The following is a 20,239-nucleotide window of genomic DNA, read 5'->3' as shown; positions in this document are numbered from 1 at the left end:
CCCCCACCCGGCCTCCCAACGGCAGGTTACGCTATGGGAGGCCGGGTGGGGGTGCGGGCCGGTGCCGTTCTTCCCAACAAACAACTCCCGGTGACGCAAGTGCGGCGTGAGCCGCACCGGAAACGGGAGCGCCGCGCGCTCCCGCTCCGCACCGGTCAGAGCCGGACCAGCATCTTGCCGGTGTTGGCGCCCGAAAACAGGCCGAGGAACGCGTCGAGCGTCGAGTCGAGCCCGTCCATCACCGTCGTCCGCGCCTTCATCTGGCCGCTGGTCACCCAGCCGGCCATTTCCTGCTGCCACACCGGAAACTCGGCCATGTAATCGGTGTAGATGAAGCCGCGCATCATGATCCGCGCCGGGATGGTGCGGATCAGATACTTCATCTCCTGCGGCTTGCCGTCGTTATAGACGTCGATCATCCCGCAGATCGCGAACCGGGCATTCTGGCGCGCGGTGGCGAAGGCGGCATCGAGATGTTCGCCGCCGACATTGTCGAAATAGACGTCGATGCCCTTGGGCGCGGCCGCCATCAGCTGCGGCAGGACAGGGCCGGCCTTGTAATCGATGCAGTGATCGGCCCCCAGTTCCTTGACGAAGGCGACCTTGTCCGGCCCGCCGGCCGAGCCGATCACCGTCATCCCCTTGAGCTTGGCGATCTGCACGACCGCCGAGCCGACCGCGCCCGCCGCGGCCGACACGAACACGATGTCGCCCGGCTGCGCCGCCGCACAGCGCAGCAGCCCGAAATAGGCGGTGCCGCCGGTCAGCCCCATATTGTGCAGGAAGGTTTCATCGGGCACGCCCAGCGCCGGCAGCTTTTGCGGCATCATTTCGGGGCCGACCACGGCCTCGTCGCGCCAGCCGGCCATGTGCAGCACCTTGTCGCCGACCGCAAAGGCGGGATTGGCGCTTTCGATCACCTCGCCGACCGCGCCACCCTGCAGCGGCTCGCCGATCTGGAACGGCGGGACATAGCTTTTCACGTCATTCATCCGCCCGCGCATATAGGGGTCGACCGACAGCCAGCGATTGGCGACGCGGATCTGCCCTTCGGCGAGCGGCTGGGCCGGCAGGTCGACCAGCGCGATATTGTCGGGACCGGGCATGCCGGCGGGGCGCGATTTGAGGATCCAGGCGCGGGACATTCTCTCTCTCCTTGAACGGTCAGCGTGCAGGCCTTGTCAGCGCATTTTCAAGCCGGGCCGAATCCCCCGGCGGCTCGGAAAATGCAGCAGATCAAAAGCCTAAATCTGTTGCCGATCCGGTGTGACCGGATCGCCATCCGGTCTAGGCCGGGACGCGGGCGCGAAACAAGGCTCGCCACCAGCGGCCGGCGGGTGCCGGCAAAAGCCGGCGACGCGCCCGGACCGGGTCTGCCGTTACGGCTTGCCGCTGCCCGGCCGGGACGGCGGCGGCGAAAAAAATCATGCGCAGAAAAAATCGCCCCTGCCGAAAAAATCGCTGCGCGCCGCCCGGCGATGCGCAACAGGCGTTGCATCCCGGCAAAAGCGCCGCTAATGGCCCTGCTTCGCGCCGGGCTGCCCCGGCCGCGGGACATGGTGCGGGGCCGTAGCTCAGCTGGGAGAGCGCGTCGTTCGCAATGACGAGGTCAGGGGTTCGATCCCCCTCGGCTCCACCATTATCCCCTTGTTTTCGTTTCATATGCCATTTGCGGACCAGACCGCCGGCCCCGTGCCTGGTCGGCCGCCCGCAGACCCTGTCGGCCGTCCGCCGGATTGAGTTTGCGCGATCCACCGGCGCGGAACCGGACGTATTGTGGCATTAAATGCATATTAACCTTTTGCCCGCAGAGGTTAACTGGTTAATGAAGGTGACCGGGGCAGGTTGCGCATGAGGGGCGCATCAGGCCGCGACAACCAGGGGGCCTGCCGCCATGCGCGTGTTGCTGATCGAAGACGAGCCGACGACCGCCAAGTCGATCGAGATGATGCTCAATGCCGAAGGTCTGAACGTCTACACGACGGATCTGGGCGAGGAAGGCCTCGATCTTGGCAAGCTGTATGATTACGACATCATCCTGCTCGACCTGAACCTGCCGGACATGCACGGCTATGACGTGCTCAAAAAGCTGCGCACCGCCAAGGTGCAGACGCCGGTCCTGATCCTGTCGGGCATTTCGGAAATGGATTCGAAGGTCCGCAGCTTCGGCTTCGGTGCCGATGACTATGTGACCAAGCCGTTCCACCGCGACGAGCTGGTGGCGCGCATCCATGCCGTTGTCCGCCGTTCGAAGGGCCATAGCCAGTCGGTCATCCGCACCGGCAAGCTGGCGGTCAATCTGGACGCCAAGACCGTCGAGGTCGACGGCGCGCGCGTGCATCTGACCGGCAAGGAATATGCGATGCTTGAGCTGCTGTCGCTGCGCAAGGGCACGACTCTGACCAAGGAAATGTTCCTCAACCATCTCTATGGCGGGATGGACGAGCCGGAACTGAAGATCATCGACGTGTTCATCTGCAAGCTGCGCAAGAAGCTCAGCCTTGCCTGTGGCGGCGACAATTACATCGAGACGGTGTGGGGACGCGGCTATGTGCTGCGCGACGCCGACGAAGACAAGGCGCCGGCCACCGCCGCCGCCTGACCGGGCTTCACGCCGGGGGAGGAAAAGGCCGGGGCCAGTCCCCGGCCTTTTCTTTTTGTGCGGTGTTGTGTGTGCGCGCCTGACGGCGCGGGGCCGGTGCCGTTCTTCCCGAACAAACAACTTCAGGTGCCGTTTTTTCCAGCTCAGCACCCCCGGTGCTGCGCCCCTCACACCGGCTGCGGCACCGATTCGGGTTCGAAGCGCACCCAGCCGGTGCCGGTCAGCCGCTCGATCGGGCGGAAGCGCGTTTTATAGGCCATGCGCTGCGAGCCCTGCACCCAATAGCCCAGATAGACATAGGGCAGGCCGGCAGCGCGGGCGCGCAGGATATGGTCCATGATGATGAAATTGCCGAGGCCCGGCCGCTCGGCATGGTCGGGATCGTAAAAGCTGTAGATCATCGACAGCCCGTCGGCATGCTGATCGGTCAGGCACGCGCCCACCAGCCGCCCCTGCGCCCCGCCGGATCGCGGCTCGCGATATTCGATGACATGGGTGTTGACCGGGGTCTGCTCGACCATGTCGGCATAGTCCATCTCGTCCATGCCCGACATGCCGCCACCGGGGTGGCGCGCGGCCAGATAGCGGCGCAGCAGCTGGAATTGCTCGTCGGTCGACCAGGGCCGGCATGCGGTGGCCTCAAGGTCGCGGTTGCGCTTCAGCGTCCGCTTCTGGGTCGCGCTCGGCTCGAAATCATGCGCGACGACGCGCACCGAAATGCAGGCCGAACATTCCGGGCAGCTCGGCCGGTAGGCAACGCTCTGGCTGCGGCGAAAGCCGATGCGGCCAAGCGCGTCGTTGAGCTCGGCCGCATGCTGGCCGTTCAGCTCGGTGAACACCTTCCGCTCCAGCCGCCCCGGCAGATAGGGGCAGGGATTGGGGCTGGTCACGAAGAAGCGGGGAAAGCGAAATGGTGCGCTCAACGTCTCCGGTCCTCCGTCCGACCCGCCCGAGCGCTAGCCCGAAGATCGTGAAAAGGAGGTTTACCCGATAGCGGGCCGGTGCCGCGACAAAACAAAGACTCCCGGTGCCGTTCTTCCCAACAAACAACACCCGGTCAGGCCAGTTCGACGAGGCTCGCCTCATAACCGTCCGCGCGCAGGGCGGTCATCAGCCGGTCGAGATGGGCGCGGTCGCGGGTTTCGCATTCGATGTCGGTGATCAGGCCCTTGGCCGGCAGGGTGGTGAACACCCGCTGGTGATAGACCTCGATGATGTTGACCTGCTGGTCATGAAAGATGCGCGCGACGTTGAACAGCGCGCCCGGCCGGTCCTGCAGCCGCACCCGCAGCCGCGCCAGCCGCCCGGACCGGGCCAGATCGCGCAGCAGCACATTGGCGAGCAGCCGGGTGTCGATATTGCCGCCGCACAGCACGACGCCCACGCGCCGCCCCGCGAATCGGCCCGGATGGGCGAGCAGCGCCGCCAGCCCGGCCGCGCCCGCGCCCTCGACGACCGTCTTTTCGATCTGCAGCAACAGGCTGACCGCGCGTTCCAGATCGCGTTCCGACACCAGCAGAATGTCGTCGGCCAGCGCCTGCACGAACCGGCGGGTGAGCAGCCCCGGCTGCTTGACCGCAATCCCCTCGGCCAGAGTGTCGCCGGCACAGGCGAGGTCCAGCCCCTTGGTCAGCGCATACATTGACGGATAGAGTTCGGCCTGCACGCCGACCAGTTCGATATCCGGGCGGATGCCGCGCGCGGCGGTGCCCATGCCCGAAAACAGCCCGCCGCCGCCGATCGGAATGACCAGCGTGTCGATCTCCGGCGCGTCGGCGAGCAGTTCGAGCGCGACCGTGCCCTGCCCGGCGATGATGTGCGGATGATCGAACGGATGCACGAAGGTCAGCCCGCGCTCCTCCTCCAGCCGCCGGGCATGGGCATAGGCGGCGTCGAACGTCTCGCCCTCAAGGATCACCTGCGCGCCATGCCCCTCGGTCTGGGTGACCTTCACGGTCGGGGTCGGGCGCGGCATCACGATTGTGACGGGAATGCCCAGCCGGTTGCCATGATAGGCAAGCCCCTGCGCATGATTGCCGGCCGAGGCGGCGATCACGCCCTTGCGCCGCGCCGCCTCGTCCATCTGCAGCAGCGTGTTGAGCGCCCCGCGCTCCTTGTAAGCGGCGGTGAACTGGAGGTTCTCGAACTTCAGCCACACCTCGGCCCCGGTCATCGCCGACAGCGTCTGGCTGTGAAGCGTGGGGGTGCGGACGATCGCCCCGGCCAGCCGCGCGGCAGCGGCCTCGATATCGGGCAGCGCGACCGGCAGATCGCCGGCGGTCGCAGCAGCGGGGGACGGGGTGGCGGGGGTGGACGGAACGGAAGCCATGGCCCGCCTTAGCCAGTCGGACCGGCTCTGTCATGCCGCTACGTCAGCGAAGCGATCGGGGGCCGGTGTCGCATCTGTCCTATCCGAATCGGCGTGCGCGTCGTTATGAAGATGTCGCGACCCGAAGGGCTCCCCTTACAGGGAGTTCCTGACCTCAAGGCCCGGCCGGACCCGTTCCGGCCGGGCCGCTTTTCTTCCGCTCAACTGCGGATTATCCTCAGGCGGGGAAAGAACGGGGGCTCGCAAATGGGGTCGATCGCGCTCGACTATGCCGCGCCGGATCCGGCGCTCGCCGAATATCTGTCGGTCTTCTATCACTTCCGGGCAGATGTGCCGCATTTTGCCGATGACGAGCGCGCCGACCTTGCCCAGTTCCGCTTCCTGCTGCGCGGGCGCGGCACCTACCGATTCGCCGACGGCCATGTTCAGCCCGGCCCCGCAATCCAGCTGGTCGGGCCGACGACCGCGCCCAGCCATGTCGAAATCGACGGCCCGGTCGAGGTGTTCGGCGTCGGCATCCTGCCCGCCGGCTGGGGCGCGATGATCGACGTGGATGCGTCCGCCATGGCCAACCGGGTGATCGACGCGACCGAGCTGTTCGGCCGCGAGCTGCACGACGCCGCCGCCGCCATCCGCGCGGCCCCCGATCTGGCGGCCAAGGTCGCCGCGGCGACGCCGATGTTCGCGCGGCTGATCGCGGACGGGCCGGACCGGTCGCGCGACTTCACCCGCGCGGTCGATGCCTGGCTGGCGGCCAGCCCCAGCCCCGACATCGCCGATCTGGTGGCCGCGACCGGCCTGTGCCGGCGACAGATCGAGCGGCTGTGCAAGCGGCTTTATGGCGCACCGCCCAAGCTGCTGGCGCGCAAATACCGGGCGCTGCGCGCGGCGGTAGTGCTCGCCCGGCATCAGGCCAGCCCGGCCGAGCTGCTCGACCACGGCTTTTACGACCAGTCGCACTGCATCCGCGAGATCAAGCATTTCACCGGCATCACGCCGACCCGGCTGACCGGCGACCTGCCCGAACTCACCCGGCTGACGCTGCGCCGCACCGCCTTTGCCGGCGAAGTCGCCCCGCTGGTCGCGGAGACCTGAGCGAGCGCGGTGTGTGGGTCTTTGATTTGGGTCGCGGGATTGGGAGTCTTTAGTTTGGTCGCGGCGCCGGCCCACACCCCCACCCGGCCTCCCAACGGCAGGATACGCTATGGGAGGCCGGGTGGGGGTGTGGGCCGGTGCCGCCCTTGCGGCGTGAGCCGCAACACAAACAACCCCATACCGCGACCCAAATCAAAGACTCGCACACCGACATTTCCGGCTTGACCGGGAGGCTTGCCGCGCCCACATGCAATCGGACAATAACAGTCTGATTGAACCCGAACGGCCCGCCCCAACCGATGCGCCTGTCCAACCTTGCCGATTATGCCGTGGTCATCATGGCCGCTGCCGCCCGTGCGGGCGATGGCGCGCGCCTGTCGGCCACCATCGTCGCCGATGAAACCGGCATCCCCCTGCCCACCACCCAGAAGCTGTTGCAGCGGCTGGGCCAGGCCGGGCTGTTCCGTTCGGCGCGCGGCGGCGGCGGCGGGTTCGTGCTCACCCGCGCCCCGGCCGATATCAGCCTTGCCGATATTGTCGAGGCGGTCGAAGGCCCGATCGCGATGACCGCCTGTGTCGAGGAAGGCCGGCACGACTGCGCGCTTGAAGGCGCGTGTCAGGTGCGCCCGCATTGGGGCGCGGTCAACGGCGCGATTCGCGCTTCCCTGTCGGGCGTCAGCCTGGCCACCCTAGCAGGAGCCGCCTGATGGCGACGCGCAACGAAGAAGCCCTGGCAGCCGCCGAGAAGCTGAGCAGCTATGAATGGGGCTTCACCAGCGAGATCGAACAGGAATTCGCCCCCAAGGGGCTGAACGAGGACATTGTCCGCTTCATTTCGGCCAAGAAGAACGAGCCGGAATGGATGCTCGACTGGCGGCTGAAGGCGTTCCGCCTGTGGCTGACGATGGACAGCCCCGACTGGGCGAAGCTGTCGATCCCGCCGATCGACTATCAGGACGCCTATTATTACGCGGCGCCCAAGCAGAAGCCGACGCTCAAGTCGCTCGACGAGCTCGATCCCGAAATCCGCCGCACCTATGAAAAGCTCGGCATCCCGATCGAGGAGCAGAAGGTGCTCGCCGGGGTCGAAGGCGCGCGCAAGGTGGCGGTAGATGCGGTGTTCGACTCCGTGTCGGTCGCGACCACGTTCCGCGAGGAGCTGAAAAAGGCCGGCGTCATCTTCCTGTCGATTTCGGAAGCGCTCCGCGAATATCCGGAGCTTGTCCGCAAGTGGCTCGGCAAGGTGGTGCCGATCCACGACAATTACTTCGCGACCTTGAACAGCGCGGTCTTCTCCGACGGCACCTTCGTCTACATCCCCGAAGGCGTGCGCTGCCCGATGGAGCTGTCGACCTATTTCCGCATCAACGCCGCCAATACCGGCCAGTTTGAACGCACGCTGATCGTCGCCGACAAGGGCAGCTATGTCAGCTATCTCGAAGGCTGCACCGCGCCGATGCGCGATGAAAACCAGCTGCACGCCGCGGTGGTCGAGCTGATCGCGCTCGACGATGCCGAGATCAAATATTCGACCGTGCAGAATTGGTATCCGGGCGATGCCGAGGGCAAGGGCGGCATCTACAACTTCGTCACCAAGCGCGCGCTGTGCCAGGGCAAGAACTCCAAGGTGTCGTGGACGCAGGTTGAGACCGGCTCGGCGGTGACCTGGAAATATCCGAGCTGCGTGCTCGCGGGCGAAAACTCGGTCGGCGAATTCTATTCGGTCGCCGTCACCAACAACCGCCAGCAGGCCGATACCGGCACCAAGATGATCCATCTCGGCAAGGGCAGCCGCTCGACCATCGTGTCGAAGGGGATCAGCGCCGGTCGGTCGGACAACACCTATCGCGGCCTTGTCCGCGTCGGGCCGACGGCGGAGAATGTCCGCAACTTCACCCAGTGCGACTCGCTGCTGCTGGGCGACCAGTGCGGCGCGCACACCGTGCCCTATATCGAGGTCAAAAACCCCTCCGCCCAGATCGAGCACGAAGCGACGACCAGCAAGATTTCGGACGACCAGCTGTTCTACGCGATGAGCCGCGGGCTGGGCCAGGAAGATGCGGTGGCGCTGATCGTCAACGGCTTTGCCAAGGAAGTGCTCCAGCAGCTGCCGATGGAGTTCGCGGTCGAGGCGCAGAAGCTGCTCGGGATCAGCCTTGAAGGCTCGGTCGGATAATCACGAAAGTCGCACAGACCCATGCTTGAAATCACCAATCTCCACGCCACCGTCGCCGACAAGCCGATCCTGAAGGGCCTGACCCTGTCGATCGGCGCGGGCGAGGTGCATGCGATCATGGGCCCGAACGGGGCCGGGAAATCGACGCTGTCCTATGTGCTGGGCGGGCGGCCCGGTTATGAAGTCACCGCGGGTTCGGTGACGTTCGATGGCCAGGATCTGCTCGCCATGGAGCCGCATGAGCGCGCCGCCGCCGGGCTGTTCCTCGGCTTTCAGTATCCGGTCGAGATTCCGGGCGTGTCGAACGTCCAGTTCCTGCGCACCGCCCTGAACGCGCAGCGCCGCGCGCGCGGGGAGGACGAGCTGTCGGCCGGCGATTTCCTGCGCCTCGCCCGCGCCCAGGCGGATGCGCTCGGCCTTGATATGGAGATGCTCAAGCGGCCGGTGAATGTCGGTTTTTCGGGCGGCGAGAAGAAGCGCAACGAGATGGTGCAGATGGGCATTATCGACCCGAAGCTCGCCATCCTCGACGAGACCGATTCGGGCCTCGACATCGACGCGCTGAAGGCGGTCGGCGAAGGCATCAACCGCATCATGCGCACCCCCGCCAAGGCGGTGCTGCTGATCACCCATTATCAGCGGCTGCTCGATTATGTGCGGCCCGATTTCGTCCATGTGCTGGCCGCCGGGCGCATCGTCCGGTCGGGCGGGCCGGAACTGGCGCTTGAGCTGGAGCGCGACGGCTATGGAGCGCTTGCCGCGTGAGCCTCGCCCTCCCCTCTTCCCGTGACGAGGCCTGGCGCTGGGCCGATCTGGCGGCGCTGCCGGCGCTTGCCGCGGCCAGCCCGGCGGCGGAGCGCCCGGCGCTGCCGCCATTCATCATCGGTGACAGCGCGCGGCTGGTGTTCGTCAATGGCCGGATCGATGCGGCGCTGAGCGCGCCGGGCCCGGTCGGGCTGGGCCAGGTCGATCCGGCGACCGACCATCCGCTCGGGCGGCTGGCGACCGGCCCGGGCTGGCACCTCGATCTGCCGGCCGGCGGCGAGAGCGCGACGGTCGAAATCGTCCATGTGTCGACTGGCGGGGCCAATCATCTGCCCGGCCGGGTCATGCTCGGCGAGGCCGCGCAGGCGGTGATCGTCGAGACGTTCATCGGCGATGGCTGGGCGAACCGGCTGACCGCGATCACGCTCGCGCCCGGCGCGCGGCTGACCCGGGTGGTGCGGCTGGCACAGGATAGCGGTTTCCAGTCGCTACGCGACGAGGCCGAGATCGGTGCCGATGCCCGGCTGACGACCACGGTGCTGGCGCTGGGCGGCGCGGGCAGCCGCAGCGATGCCCGGCTGGTGACGACCGGCGAAGGCGCGGCGGCGGAAATGGGCGGGGCGCTGCTCGCGCGCGACGGCCAGCGCCATGAAGCCGCGGTCGTCGTCCGCCACGCCGCACCCGGCGGCACGAGCAACCAGCTGTGGCGCGCGGTGGCCGACGATCAGGCGACGGCAAGCCTGGCGGCGCGGGTCGAGGTCGCGCGCCATGCCCAGAAGACCGATGGCGAGCAGTCGCTGCGCGGGCTGTTGCTGCGCCGCACCGCGACCATCAATCTGAAGCCTGAGCTGGAAATCTTTGCCGACGACGTCAAATGCGCGCACGGCGCGACCGTGGGCGAGCTGGACCGGCAGGCGCTGTTCTATCTGGCGAGCCGGGGGCTGCCGCCCGCCGAGGCGCGGGCGATCCTGACCCGCGCCTTTGTCGCCGACGCGCTGGAGCCGGTGGCCGACGACGCGGTGCGCGCTGCGCTGCTCGCCGATGCCGCGCTGTGGCTGGGCGCGCGGGCATGAGCGCGGTGCTCCACGCCGCCGCCGATCCGGTGATCGCCGGGCATCGTGCCGATTTCCCGGCGCTGCCTGAAGGCTGGTCCTATCTCGACACGGCGGCGACGGCGCAGAAGCCGCAGGCGGTGATCGACGCGGTCAACGCTTGCTATGCGCGCGATTATGCGACCGTGCATCGCGGCGTCTATCGCCGCTCGGCCGACATGACGCTGGCGTTCGAGGCGGCGCGCGCCGCCGTCGCCCGCTTCATCGGGGCCGGGGCGGACGAGATCGTGTTCACCCGCGGCGCGACCGAGGGGATTAATCTGGTCGCGCAGAGCTGGGGCCGCGCCAATCTGAAGCCCGGCGACCGCATCCTGCTGTCGGCGCTCGAGCATCATTCGAACATCGTGCCCTGGCAGCTGATCCAGCAGGACACCGGCATCGGCATTGATGTCTGCCCGCTGACCGCCGATGGCCGGATCGACCTTGATGCCGCCGAGGCGATGCTGACCGAACGGCACCGGCTGATCGCCTTTGCGCATGTGTCGAACGTGCTTGGCAGCGTGCTCGATGTCGGCCGCGCCGCCGCGCTTGCCCGCCGCGTCGGCGCGAAGCTGCTGCTCGACGGCTGTCAGGCCGCACCGCGCCTCGCGCTCGACATGGCGGCGCTCGACTGCGATTTCTATGTGCTGTCGGGGCACAAGCTTTATGGCCCGACCGGCATCGGCGTGCTGTGGGCGCGTGACGAGATTCTGGCGGCGATGCCCCCCTGGCAGGGCGGCGGCGCGATGATCGACCGGGTGAGCTTTGCCGGCACGAGCTTCGCCCCCGCCCCGGCGCGGTTCGAGGCCGGCACCCCGCATATCGAAGGCGTGATCGCGCTCGCCGCCGCCATCGCCTATGTCGAGGGGATCGGGATCGCGCGCATCCACGCCCATGAAGCCGCGCTGGTCGCGCTGGCGCGGGCGGGCATGGCCGAGATTCCGGGCCTGACGCTGTTCGGGCCGGACGATGCCGCGGGGATCGTCAGCTTCACCATGGCCGGCGCGCATCCGCACGACATCGGCACCATCCTTGATGAAAGCGGGGTGGCGATCCGGGCCGGGCATCATTGCGCGCAGCCGCTGATGGACGTGCTGGGCGTGCCCGCAACCGCGCGGGCCAGTTTCGGCATCTATAACGAACCGGCCGATGTCGAGGCGCTGCTGGCCGGGCTGAGGCGGGTGACGAGGATTTTCGGATGAACGAACAGAGCCGCATTGCCGTCGAACATGTCGATTCGGTGCCGCCGCCGCCGCGCGCGCGGGTGGAGGATGCGCCGGTGACGGCCGGGGCCGAGCCCGGCACCGCCGAACCGCGCCGGCGCGATTATCTGGACGGGTTTCTGGCCGAAAAGCCCGCTGCCCTGCCCGCGGGCGCGCCGGGCAGCGAAATCTATGACGCGGTGATCGCCGCGCTCAAGGAGATTTACGACCCCGAAATCCCGGTCAACATCTATGATCTCGGGCTGATCTACGGCGTCGAGGTGAGCGATGGCGGCCATACTGTCGTCACCATGACGCTGACGACGCCGCACTGCCCGGTTGCCGAAACCATGCCCGGCGAGGTCGAGCTGCGCGTCGGCGCGGTGCCGGGGGTCGGCGATGTCGAGGTCAATCTGGTCTGGGATCCGCCCTGGAACCCGGCGCAGATGTCGGACGAAGCCAAGCTTGAACTGGGGATGCTGTGATGGCGACCACCACCCGCGCCCGCCCCGCCGCGCTGATCCTGACGCCGTCCGCCGAACAGCGGATCGCCGATCTGATGGCGCGCGCGCCTGAAGGGACGATCGGCGTCAAGCTGTCGACGCCGCGGCGCGGCTGTTCGGGCCTTGCCTATTCGGTCGATTATGTCGCCGAGGCCAAGCCGTTCGACGAGCGCATCGACACGCCCGGCGGGACATTGTTCGTCGATGGCGGCTCAATCCTCTATCTGATCGGATCGACGATGGACTGGCGCGAGGATGATTTCACCGCCGGCTTCGTGTTCGCCAACCCCAATGCCAAGGGCAGCTGCGGCTGCGGCGAGAGCTTTACGGTTTAAGGGTTCGCGGGGTTCAGGGCGCGGCACCGGCCCGCACCCCCATCCGCTCAGAACCCGGTCTGCCAGCGCATCACCAGACCCATGTCATCGCCCAGCGCGGCGAAATGGCCGGGATCGCGGCGCCAGAACAGATTGGCCCCGAACGACCCGCCCAGCGCCCGCCCGGCATAGCCGGCCTCGACCGCGATCTCGCGCCCGTCGGGGGTCAGGTTCAGCCGCCGCCAGTCGAACCGGGTGCTGCCATCGGCATAGTCATAGCCGGTCGGCAGCCGCACCGCGATCCCGCCCGCGCCGGCCAGCCCGACGCGCAGCGGCTGCGCGACCCTGAGCGCCAGCCGGTCTCCGGCCGCAAACAGCCCGGTGCGGGCAAGATCGAGCGCGAATGCGGTGCTGCCGAACGCCGCCCCCTCGGCCACCAGCCCGCCGCCGTCCATCCGCGTCCAGCCAAGCCGCGCCGCCGCGCCCAGCGACCAGCCCGGCCCCGGGCGCCAGCGCGCGCCGACATCGCCAAACACGGTACGCGCGCCGCCGCCGCCAAAGGCCGCGCCGAACCGGCCGCCAAGCACGCTGCCGGCCTCGCGCATCACGCTCAGCCGCGCATCGAAGGCGACCGGACCCAGCGCCCGCGCGGCCCCCAGCCCGACCAGCGCATAGCCGGCCCGGTCGAGCGGGCGGCGCGGATCGCCGGGCAGCGCGCGCAACGCATCGCCCTGTTCGGCGACCAGGCTGAGGCCAAGGCCCGCCAGCCTGTGACTCACCCCCAGCGCGCTCGCGATCCGCCGGTCGAACCCCAGCGCGTCGCCCGGCGCGCGTGCCATCAGCAGGCCTTGTTCTGCGTGCCCGTCGAGCCGCGCCGCCAGCGCCGCGCCGCTCTGTCCAAAGCCGGCGGCAAGCGCCGTCCGGCGGCTGATCCGCCCGGCGACGAAGCCGGCAAGCGGCCGGGCAAAGCCCGCATCGGGGCGCACCCCCGGATAGGCGGCCGGATCGGCATCGCCCGGCCCGGCGCGGCCGGCGGCAAGCGACAGGCCGAACGCCGCATCGCCCTGCGCCAGCCCGGCACCGCGCACCGGCTGGTTGAGGATCGGGCCGAGCATCGCGCTGGGCGCGGTGACGCCGATGCCGCTGCCAAGATCGATGCCATAGGCCCGGCCGAACCCGTCGAGCATCACCGCGCTCAGGCCGCGCTGCACGGCATCGCCCATCGCCGGCGACAGCGTGGCGAGCGCGGCACCACCGGTCAGGCTGAACGCGGTGCCGGCCAGCGCCGCACCGCCGCGCGGGGCAAAGGCGCGGCCGATATTGAGCCCGCCCCGGCCATAAATGGCATCGGTGCCGGCGGCCCCCAGATCATCGGCGCTGTCGAACAGGATCTGCGCGATCTGCGCCCCGGTCAGGTTCGGAAACGCCTGAGCGAGCAGCGCCGCCGCCCCGGCGATATGCGGCGCGGAAAAGGATGTGCCGGAATAAAGAAAGCTGGTCCCGGTTTCGTCGATGGCGCGCACCCGGCTGCCCAGTGCGGTCAAATAAAAGCCAGAGGCCGCGCCCGCGCGGTTGCTGAACTCGGCGATCACGCGCCCGGCATCATAGGCCCCGGCGATGATGATCTGGTTGCGCGCGATGACGCTGTCGGTCGCCACCGCCGCGAACGGATCGGGCTGGGCCGCGCCGTCATTGCCGGCGGAGATGACAAGCACCATCCCCGCCGCCGTCGCACGCTGCATGGCGATGAGCAGCGCGGTGTTGGGCGCGTCCCCGCCCAGCGACAGGTTGGCGACGCGCGCGCCCTGCTGCACGGCAATGTCGAGCGCGCGGGCAATGGCATTGTCGCTGTGCGAACATTCGCCCTGCGCGCCGGTGCAGCTGCCGATGCTGTCGGTGCGCAGCGCGAGCAAGGTCGCGCCAAAGGCGACGCCATGGGTGCCGACATCGTTGCGCGCGCCGAGCAGCACGCTCGACACCGCCGTGCCATGACCGCTTTCATCGCCGACGCCGCGCGTGCCGACGACATCGGTGGAGGCGGGCGACAGCCGCCCGGCAAACTCGGCATTGGCGGCGGCAACACCGCTGTCGATCACCGCCACCGTCACCCCGGCACCGCTGCCCCCGGCCTGATAGGCGGGCAGCGCATTGGCGAGCGCAAGGCCGGTCGAGCGCTGATATTCGGCGGTGTCGAAAGCAGGCGGCGGCGGCGTGGGCGATGGCGTGGCCACGGGGGGCGGCAGGGCCGGCGCGGGCGTCGACTGCACGCCGCCGCCGCCACCCCCGCCGCCACAGGCCGACAGCGCCAGCGCACATGCGCCGGCCATCAATCCGCGTGCCGATCCATATCCTGCCATGCTGCCCTCGCCCGGTCGCATGCCGGCATAGGCGACAGCCATTGCCGTTCGTTTAATGCCGCGCCCTGGCAGCCGACCGGCCACGGCGCGCGGCGATTGCCGCCCGGGCCGGGCGCGGCTAAGGCGAGGCCCGCCATGATCGCCCGCCTCTCCCATGTCCGCAACTGGATCTTCGATCTCGACAACACGCTCTATCCGGCGTCGATCGACCTGTTCGGGCTGATCGATGCCAAGATGACGCGCTTCATCCAGGATCTGCTGGGGCTGGACCGGGAGGCGGCGCTGCGGCTGCAAAAGGATTATTTCCACGATCACGGCACCACCCTGTCGGGGCTGATGGCCGAACATGGCGTCGATCCGCACCATTTCCTCGATTATGTGCATGATATCGAGATGGATGTGCTGGCCGAGGACCGCCGGCTGGTCGATGCGGTGGCGCGGCTGCCGGGGCGCAAGCTGATCTTCACCAATGGCGATGCGCCCTATGCGCGGCGCGTGCTCGCCCGGCTGGGGCTGACCGATGCGTTCGAGGCGATCCACGACATCCATGCCTGCGCCTATGAGCCCAAGCCCAAGCCCGCCGCCTATCAGAGCATGTGCGCGGCGTTCGGCATCGATCCCAGCGAAAGCCTGTTCGTCGAGGACATGGCCCGCAATCTCAGGCCCGCCAAGGCGATCGGCATGACGACCGTGTGGGTCAATAACGGGTCCGAACAGGGGCGCGAGGCCGATGACAAGGCCTATGTCGATTTCGAAATCGCCGATCTGGGCGAATGGCTTCACGAGATTTTGGGGGACAGGACATGACCGATCCGATGCAGATCATCGACGCCGCCTGGGAGGCGCGCGACACGATCTCGGCCGCAACCGGCGGTGAGGTGCGCGACGCGGTCGATGCCGCGCTGGCGGCGCTCGATGCCGGCACGGCGCGCGTCGCCGAACCCGACGGCGAGGGCGGCTGGCGCGTCAACCAGTGGCTGAAGAAAGCGGTGCTGCTGTCGTTCCGCCTCAATGACATGGCCGCCATCGCCGGCGGCCCCGGCGGCGCCAACTGGTGGGACAAGGTGCCGTCCAAATTCGCCGGCTGGGACGAGGCGGCGTTCCGCGCCGCCGGCTTCCGCGCGGTGCCGGGCAGCATCGTCCGCCGGGGGGCGTTCATCGGCAAGGGCGCGGTGCTGATGCCCAGCTTCGTCAATATCGGTGCCCATGTCGGCGAAGGCACGATGGTCGACACCTGGGCGACCGTCGGGTCGTGCGCGCAGATCGGCCGCAACGTCCATCTGTCGGGCGGCGCGGGCATTGGCGGCGTGCTCGAACCGCTTCAGGCCGGGCCGGTGATCATCGAGGACGGCGCGTTCATCGGCGCGCGCGCCGAAGTGGCCGAAGGCGTGATCGTCGGCGAGGGCGCGGTGCTGTCGATGGGCGTCTATCTGGGCGCATCGACCAAGATCGTCGACCGCGCGACCGGCGAAGTGTTCATCGGCCGGGTGCCGCCCTATGCGGTCGTCGTGCCCGGCACCCTGCCCGGCCGCCCGCTGCCCGACGGCACGCCCGGCCCCAACCTGTATTGCGCGGTGATCGTGAAGCGCGTCGACGCCCAGACCCGCGCCAAGACCGGCATCAACGAGCTGCTGCGGGACTAAGACGGGCGCGGGGGCGGGAGTTGTTTGCTGTGCGGCTTACGCCGCACGGGCGGCACCGGCCCGCACCCCCACCCGGCCTCCCAACGGCAGGATACACTGTGGGAGGCCGGGTGGGGGTGCGGGCCGGTGCCGTTCTTCCCGATCAAAAACACCCGGTGCCGTTCTTCCTGAACAACAGCCCCGCGCGCCTCAGCCCAGATATTCGGCGAGCAGCGTGTTCGCGCGCGGGCCGTTCCAGTCCATGCCGCCGGTGACGCGCCACACTTCCTTGCCGTCGGCATCGTAAAGCACCGTCGTCGGCAGCATGCCGCTGCCGATCGCGAAGCCCAGTTCCTGCTGCGTGTCGCGATAGGGCTGGAGCCGGGTGAAGCCGCCCTTGGCAAAGGTCGGGGCGATGTCGATCCCGTCCCGGTCCTGGCTGACGGTCAGCACCTTCAGCCGGTCGCCGGTGCGCGCGGCGAGCGCTTCGAGCGTCGGCATTTCCTTGACGCACGGGCCGCACCATGTCGCCCACAGATTGACGAGCACCGGCGTGCCGCGAAACGCCGCCAGCGTCACCGGCCGCCCGGCGGGATCGGTGAACCCCTTGTCGGGCGCGGCCTGACCGCGCCGTGAGATATCGAGCGTTCCCGCCGGCTCCTCGCCCCCGGCGGCTGCGGGCTGGGTGGCGGCAGGTGCGGCGCTGTTCGCCGTCGCTTGCGGCGCGGGGTCGCTTTGCCTATCGCAGCCGCCGAGGAGCGCGAGGCTGGCCAGCATCAGCGCAGGCAGGCGCGCGGCAGGCGGGACGAGTGGGAGAAAAGGCGTAATGAACGGCCGCACGGGAAGCTCCAACAGCATGTGGGGCGGGCGCTTCGCCGAAGGGCCCGCGGCAGTGATGCGCGAGATAAATGCCTCGATCGGCTTCGACAAGCGAATGTGGCGGCAGGACATTGCCGGCAGCCGCGCCCATGTCGCGATGCTCGGCCGTCAGGGCATTGTCGATCCCGCCGATGTCGCCGCCATCGAAGCCGGGCTGGACCGGATCGAGGCCGAATATGCCGCCGGCGGCGTGCCCGAGGACCCGGCGCTTGAAGACATTCACATGCATGTCGAGGCGCGGCTGGCCGAACTGATCGGCCCGGCGGCGGGGCGGCTGCACACCGCGCGGTCGCGCAACGATCAGGTCGCGACCGATTTTCGCCTGTGGGTGCGCGATGCGATCGACGAGGCCGATGCGGCGCTGGCCGGATTGCAGCAGGCGCTCGTCCGCCGTGCCGAGGAACATGCCGATGCGGTGATGCCGGGCTTCACCCATCTCCAGTCCGCTCAGCCGGTGACGCTTGGCCATCATCTGATGGCCTATTTCGAGATGATCCACCGCGATCGCGGCCGGCTGGAGGATGCGCGCGCGCGGCTGAACGAATGCCCGCTGGGTTCGGCCGCGCTCGCCGGCACCGGCTTTCCGATCGACCGGCACGGCGTTGCCGAGGAACTGGGGTTCGACCGGCCGACCGACAACAGCCTCGATTCGGTGTCGGACCGCGATTTCGCGCTGGAATATCTGTTCGCCGCCACCGCCTGTTCGCTGCACCTGTCGCGGCTGGCCGAAGAGGTGATCCTGTGGGCGAGCCAGCCCTTCGGCTTTGTCCAGCTGGCCGATGCCTGGTCGACCGGATCGTCGATCATGCCGCAGAAACGCAATCCCGACGCCGCCGAGCTGGTGCGCGGCCATGCCGGGCGGATCATGGGCTGCATGACCGCGCTGATGGTGACGATGAAGGGCCTGCCGCTCGCCTATTCAAAGGACATGCAAGACGACAAGCCGCCGGTGTTCGAGGCGCATGAGCTGCTGACCCTGTCGATCGCGGCGATGACCGGCATGATCGACAGCCTCGCCTTCCGCACCGACCGGATGCGCGCGCTGGCCGAAAGCGGCTTTGCGACCGCGACCGATCTGGCCGACTGGCTGGTGCGCGAGGCCGGGGTGCCGTTCCGCGAAGCGCATCACATCACCGGCCAGGCGGTCAGGCTGGCCGAGGCGTCGGGCCGGCCGCTCGCCGCGCTCAGCCTTGATGAACTGCGCGGCATCGATGCGCGGATCGATGCCCGCGTCTATGATGTGCTGAGTGTCGATGCCTCGGTCGCGTCGCGCACCAGCCATGGCGGCACCGCCCCGGCGCAGGTGCGCGCGCGCATCGCCGAGGCGCGGACGCTGATCGGCATGGACGAGAACGGGCTGCCGGGCGCAGCGGAGACAGAGGCATGATCAGACGAGGAAGCGGCATCGCCGCGCTGCTGCTGCTCGCGGCATGCGGCGGCAAGAGCGAGCTGCAACCGCCGCCGGGGCAGAGCCTGCCCGCGCCCGCGCCGGGCGAGGCCCGCCAGCCGACCCCGACCGAGTTGATGACCCCCGGTCCGCAGGCTCGGCCGCAGCGCAGCGACGAACTGCTGCGCAGCTCCGAGGACCGCCGCGACGACCGCTTTGACCTGCCGCCGAACTGATGGACCATTTTCAGCTGAGAAACGGCGAACTCTACGCCGAAGACGTGCCCCTGTCGCGGATCGCGGCCGAGGTCGGCACCCCCGTCTATGTCTATTCGCGCGCCACGTTCGAGCGCCATGCCCGCGCGTTCCGCGCCGGCATGGAGCGCGCCGGGCGCGTGCATCTGGCCTATGCGATCAAGGCCAATCCCAACCTTGCCGTGCTGCGCGTGATGGCCAATGAAGGCTATGGCGCGGACGTGGTGTCGGGCGGGGAAATGGCTCGTGCGCTTGCCGCCGGCATGCCCGCATCGGGCATCGTGTTTTCCGGCGTCGGCAAGACCCCGGCGGAACTGACCAAGGGGCTGGAAGCCGGGATCGGCCAGTTCAACATCGAGCTGGAAGAGGAAGGCGAAGTGCTCGCCGCGCTCGCCGCCGCGCGCGGGCTGACCGCATCGGCGGTGCTGCGCGTCAACCCCGATGTCGATGCCGGCACCCACGCCAAGATCTCGACCGGGCGCAAGGAAAACAAATTCGGCGTTCCCGTCGATCAGGCGGCGGCGATCTTCGCCCGGCTGGCGGGGCGGCCGGGGCTGAGGCTGCGCGGCGTCGCCATCCATATCGGCAGCCAGTTGCAGAGCCTGGAGCCGCTGGAGGCCGCCTATCGCCGGATCGGCGCGCTGGTCGCAGAGCTGCGCGCGGCGGGCCACAGCATCGACCGGATCGATCTGGGCGGCGGGCTGGGCGTGCCCTATCAGCCTGGGGCCGTCTATCCGACGCCCGATGCGCTGGGCGAGATGACGGCCCGGGTGACGGCGGGCTGGGATGTCGAGCTGATGTTCGAGCCGGGCCGGGTGATCGCCGGCAATGCCGGCATCCTGCTGACCCGGGTGATCTGGGTGAAGCCGGGGGTCGTCCACCCCTATGTCATCGTCGATGCGGCGATGAACGACCTGGCCCGCCCGGCGCTTTACGACGCCTATCACCATTTCGAGGCGGTGCGCCCGGCGGGCGACACGATGGTCGCCAACATTGCCGGGCCGGTGTGCGAAAGCGGCGACACCTTTGCGATGGCGCGCGAGATCGACCGGGTGGTGTCGGGCGATCTCGCGATCTTCCGCACGGCGGGCGCTTATGGCGCGACCATGGCCTCGACCTATAACAGCCGGCCGCTGGTGCCCGAGGTGATGGTCGATGGCGACCGTTATGCGGTGGTTGCCGACCGCATCGCGGCGGAGACGATCATGCACGCAGAACGCGTGCCGGACTGGCTGGACCGGCGCTGATGCACAGCCTGCCGGTCCTGATGCGGCTGACGGACCGGCCAGTGGTGCTTGTCGGCGATGACGAGATGGCGGCGGCCAAGCGCCGGCTGCTCGAACGCGCCGGGGCGCTGGTGGTGGCGGAAGCCGATCCGCGCGCGGCACAGGCCCGGCTGGCCATCGTCGCGCTGGCCGATGACGGTGCCGCCGAAGCGGCGGTCGCGCGGCTGAAGGCGCGCGGCATGATCGTCAACGCGGTCGACCGGCTGCCGCTGTGCGATTTCACCCTGCCCGCCATCGTCGACCGCGATCCGGTGCTGATCGCCATCGGCACCGGCGGCGCATCGGCCGGGCTGGCCAAAGCGCTGCGCCAGCGGCTGGAAGCGCTGCTGCCCGCACGGCTGGGCGCGCTGGCAACGGCGCTGGGCGCGGCGCGGGCG

General features: G+C 68.8%; 20 protein-coding genes and 1 tRNA gene. 16 read left to right on the top strand and 5 right to left on the bottom strand.

The window, feature by feature from the left end; translation table 11 throughout:
* Positions 1-155: 155 nt before the first annotated feature.
* Positions 156-1,145: an NADP-dependent oxidoreductase gene (locus OPU66_RS13215; protein ID WP_498554124.1), complete on the bottom strand. Its 990-nt coding sequence runs from the start codon at positions 1,143-1,145 to the stop codon at positions 156-158.
* A gap of 418 nt (positions 1,146-1,563) precedes the next feature.
* Between OPU66_RS13215 and OPU66_RS13210 the strand changes: the two genes are divergently transcribed.
* A tRNA-Ala gene (locus OPU66_RS13210) sits at positions 1,564-1,639 on the top strand.
* A gap of 255 nt (positions 1,640-1,894) precedes the next feature.
* Entirely contained in the window at positions 1,895-2,602 is a 708-nt protein-coding gene (gene ctrA, locus OPU66_RS13205) for a response regulator transcription factor CtrA (protein ID WP_160592279.1), read from the top strand.
* 167 nt (positions 2,603-2,769) lie between these two features.
* Here ctrA and OPU66_RS13200 read toward each other — a convergent pair whose 3' ends face one another.
* Together OPU66_RS13200 and OPU66_RS13195 are read right to left on the bottom strand one after the other, a co-directional pair.
* Positions 2,770-3,525 (bottom strand): arginyltransferase, encoded by a 756-nt coding sequence (locus OPU66_RS13200; protein WP_498554123.1) that lies wholly within the window; start codon positions 3,523-3,525, stop codon positions 2,770-2,772.
* Between the two features lie 134 nt (positions 3,526-3,659).
* The gene (locus tag OPU66_RS13195) at positions 3,660-4,931 is read right to left on the bottom strand and encodes a threonine ammonia-lyase (RefSeq protein ID WP_498554122.1); all 1,272 of its coding nucleotides are present in this window, start codon (positions 4,929-4,931) and stop codon (positions 3,660-3,662) included.
* 246 nt (positions 4,932-5,177) lie between these two features.
* Between OPU66_RS13195 and OPU66_RS13190 the strand changes: the two genes are divergently transcribed.
* From OPU66_RS13190 to OPU66_RS13155, 8 genes are all read left to right on the top strand, one after another.
* Positions 5,178-6,026 (top strand): helix-turn-helix transcriptional regulator, encoded by an 849-nt coding sequence (locus tag OPU66_RS13190; RefSeq protein WP_498554121.1) that lies wholly within the window; start codon positions 5,178-5,180, stop codon positions 6,024-6,026.
* Positions 6,027-6,325: 299 nt separating this feature from the next.
* Positions 6,326-6,733, top strand: coding sequence for an SUF system Fe-S cluster assembly regulator (locus OPU66_RS13185; RefSeq protein WP_498554120.1), 408 nt, complete (start codon positions 6,326-6,328; stop codon positions 6,731-6,733).
* Positions 6,733-8,202 carry a Fe-S cluster assembly protein SufB gene (sufB, locus tag OPU66_RS13180; protein WP_498554119.1) on the top strand — a complete coding sequence of 490 codons (1,470 nt, stop codon included), beginning with the start codon at positions 6,733-6,735 and terminating at the stop codon, positions 8,200-8,202. Before OPU66_RS13185 ends, sufB begins: the two co-directional genes overlap by 1 nt.
* A gap of 21 nt (positions 8,203-8,223) precedes the next feature.
* Complete coding sequence (gene sufC / locus OPU66_RS13175; protein WP_498554118.1) at positions 8,224-8,967, top strand: Fe-S cluster assembly ATPase SufC; 744 nt, start codon at positions 8,224-8,226, stop codon at positions 8,965-8,967.
* Positions 8,964-10,040, top strand: coding sequence for a SufB/SufD family protein (locus tag OPU66_RS13170; protein WP_498554117.1), 1,077 nt, complete (start codon positions 8,964-8,966; stop codon positions 10,038-10,040). Before sufC ends, OPU66_RS13170 begins: the two co-directional genes overlap by 4 nt.
* The gene (locus OPU66_RS13165; RefSeq protein WP_498554116.1) at positions 10,037-11,260 is read left to right on the top strand and encodes an aminotransferase class V-fold PLP-dependent enzyme; all 1,224 of its coding nucleotides are present in this window, start codon (positions 10,037-10,039) and stop codon (positions 11,258-11,260) included. Before OPU66_RS13170 ends, OPU66_RS13165 begins: the two co-directional genes overlap by 4 nt.
* Positions 11,257-11,745, top strand: a complete 489-nt coding sequence (locus tag OPU66_RS13160; protein WP_498554115.1) for an SUF system Fe-S cluster assembly protein — start codon at positions 11,257-11,259, stop codon at positions 11,743-11,745. The genes OPU66_RS13165 and OPU66_RS13160 overlap by 4 nt, the downstream gene beginning before the upstream one ends.
* Positions 11,745-12,098 carry a HesB/IscA family protein gene (locus OPU66_RS13155; protein WP_498554114.1) on the top strand — a complete coding sequence of 118 codons (354 nt, stop codon included), beginning with the start codon at positions 11,745-11,747 and terminating at the stop codon, positions 12,096-12,098. The genes OPU66_RS13160 and OPU66_RS13155 overlap by 1 nt, the downstream gene beginning before the upstream one ends.
* Before the next feature lie 47 nt (positions 12,099-12,145).
* On the opposite strand, the gene OPU66_RS13150 is transcribed toward OPU66_RS13155, so the two are convergent.
* Positions 12,146-14,404 (bottom strand): S8 family peptidase, encoded by a 2,259-nt coding sequence (locus tag OPU66_RS13150; protein ID WP_498554113.1) that lies wholly within the window; start codon positions 14,402-14,404, stop codon positions 12,146-12,148.
* Positions 14,405-14,569: 165 nt separating this feature from the next.
* Here OPU66_RS13150 and OPU66_RS13145 point away from each other — a divergent pair, with 165 nt between their 5' ends.
* Together OPU66_RS13145 and dapD are read left to right on the top strand one after the other, a co-directional pair.
* Positions 14,570-15,241, top strand: coding sequence for a pyrimidine 5'-nucleotidase (locus tag OPU66_RS13145; RefSeq protein WP_498554112.1), 672 nt, complete (start codon positions 14,570-14,572; stop codon positions 15,239-15,241).
* The gene (gene dapD, locus OPU66_RS13140) at positions 15,238-16,077 is read left to right on the top strand and encodes a 2,3,4,5-tetrahydropyridine-2,6-dicarboxylate N-succinyltransferase (protein ID WP_498554110.1); all 840 of its coding nucleotides are present in this window, start codon (positions 15,238-15,240) and stop codon (positions 16,075-16,077) included. Before OPU66_RS13145 ends, dapD begins: the two co-directional genes overlap by 4 nt.
* Before the next feature lie 189 nt (positions 16,078-16,266).
* Here the strand turns inward: dapD and OPU66_RS13135 are convergent, their stop codons facing one another.
* Positions 16,267-16,914, bottom strand: coding sequence for a TlpA family protein disulfide reductase (locus tag OPU66_RS13135; protein ID WP_498554109.1), 648 nt, complete (start codon positions 16,912-16,914; stop codon positions 16,267-16,269).
* On the opposite strand from OPU66_RS13135, the gene argH reads away from it, so the two are divergent.
* The 4 genes from argH to OPU66_RS13115 all read left to right on the top strand — a co-directional run.
* Positions 16,913-18,322: an argininosuccinate lyase gene (gene argH / locus OPU66_RS13130; RefSeq protein WP_498554125.1), complete on the top strand. Its 1,410-nt coding sequence runs from the start codon at positions 16,913-16,915 to the stop codon at positions 18,320-18,322. The two genes, OPU66_RS13135 and argH, sit on opposite strands and share 2 nt — an antisense overlap.
* Positions 18,319-18,558, top strand: coding sequence for a hypothetical protein (locus OPU66_RS13125; RefSeq protein WP_498554108.1), 240 nt, complete (start codon positions 18,319-18,321; stop codon positions 18,556-18,558). The genes argH and OPU66_RS13125 overlap by 4 nt, the downstream gene beginning before the upstream one ends.
* Positions 18,558-19,823 (top strand): diaminopimelate decarboxylase, encoded by a 1,266-nt coding sequence (gene lysA, locus OPU66_RS13120; protein ID WP_498554107.1) that lies wholly within the window; start codon positions 18,558-18,560, stop codon positions 19,821-19,823. The genes OPU66_RS13125 and lysA overlap by 1 nt, the downstream gene beginning before the upstream one ends.
* A partial coding sequence (locus OPU66_RS13115; RefSeq protein ID WP_498554106.1) for a precorrin-2 dehydrogenase/sirohydrochlorin ferrochelatase family protein occupies positions 19,823-20,239 on the top strand: 417 nt, incomplete at its 3' end. The genes lysA and OPU66_RS13115, both read left to right, overlap by 1 nt.

The organism is Sphingomonas sp. URJC2 (assembly GCF_059803575.1).
The sequence above is the reverse complement of the archived record's forward strand: the minus strand, read 5'-3'. Positions and strand labels throughout refer to the sequence as shown.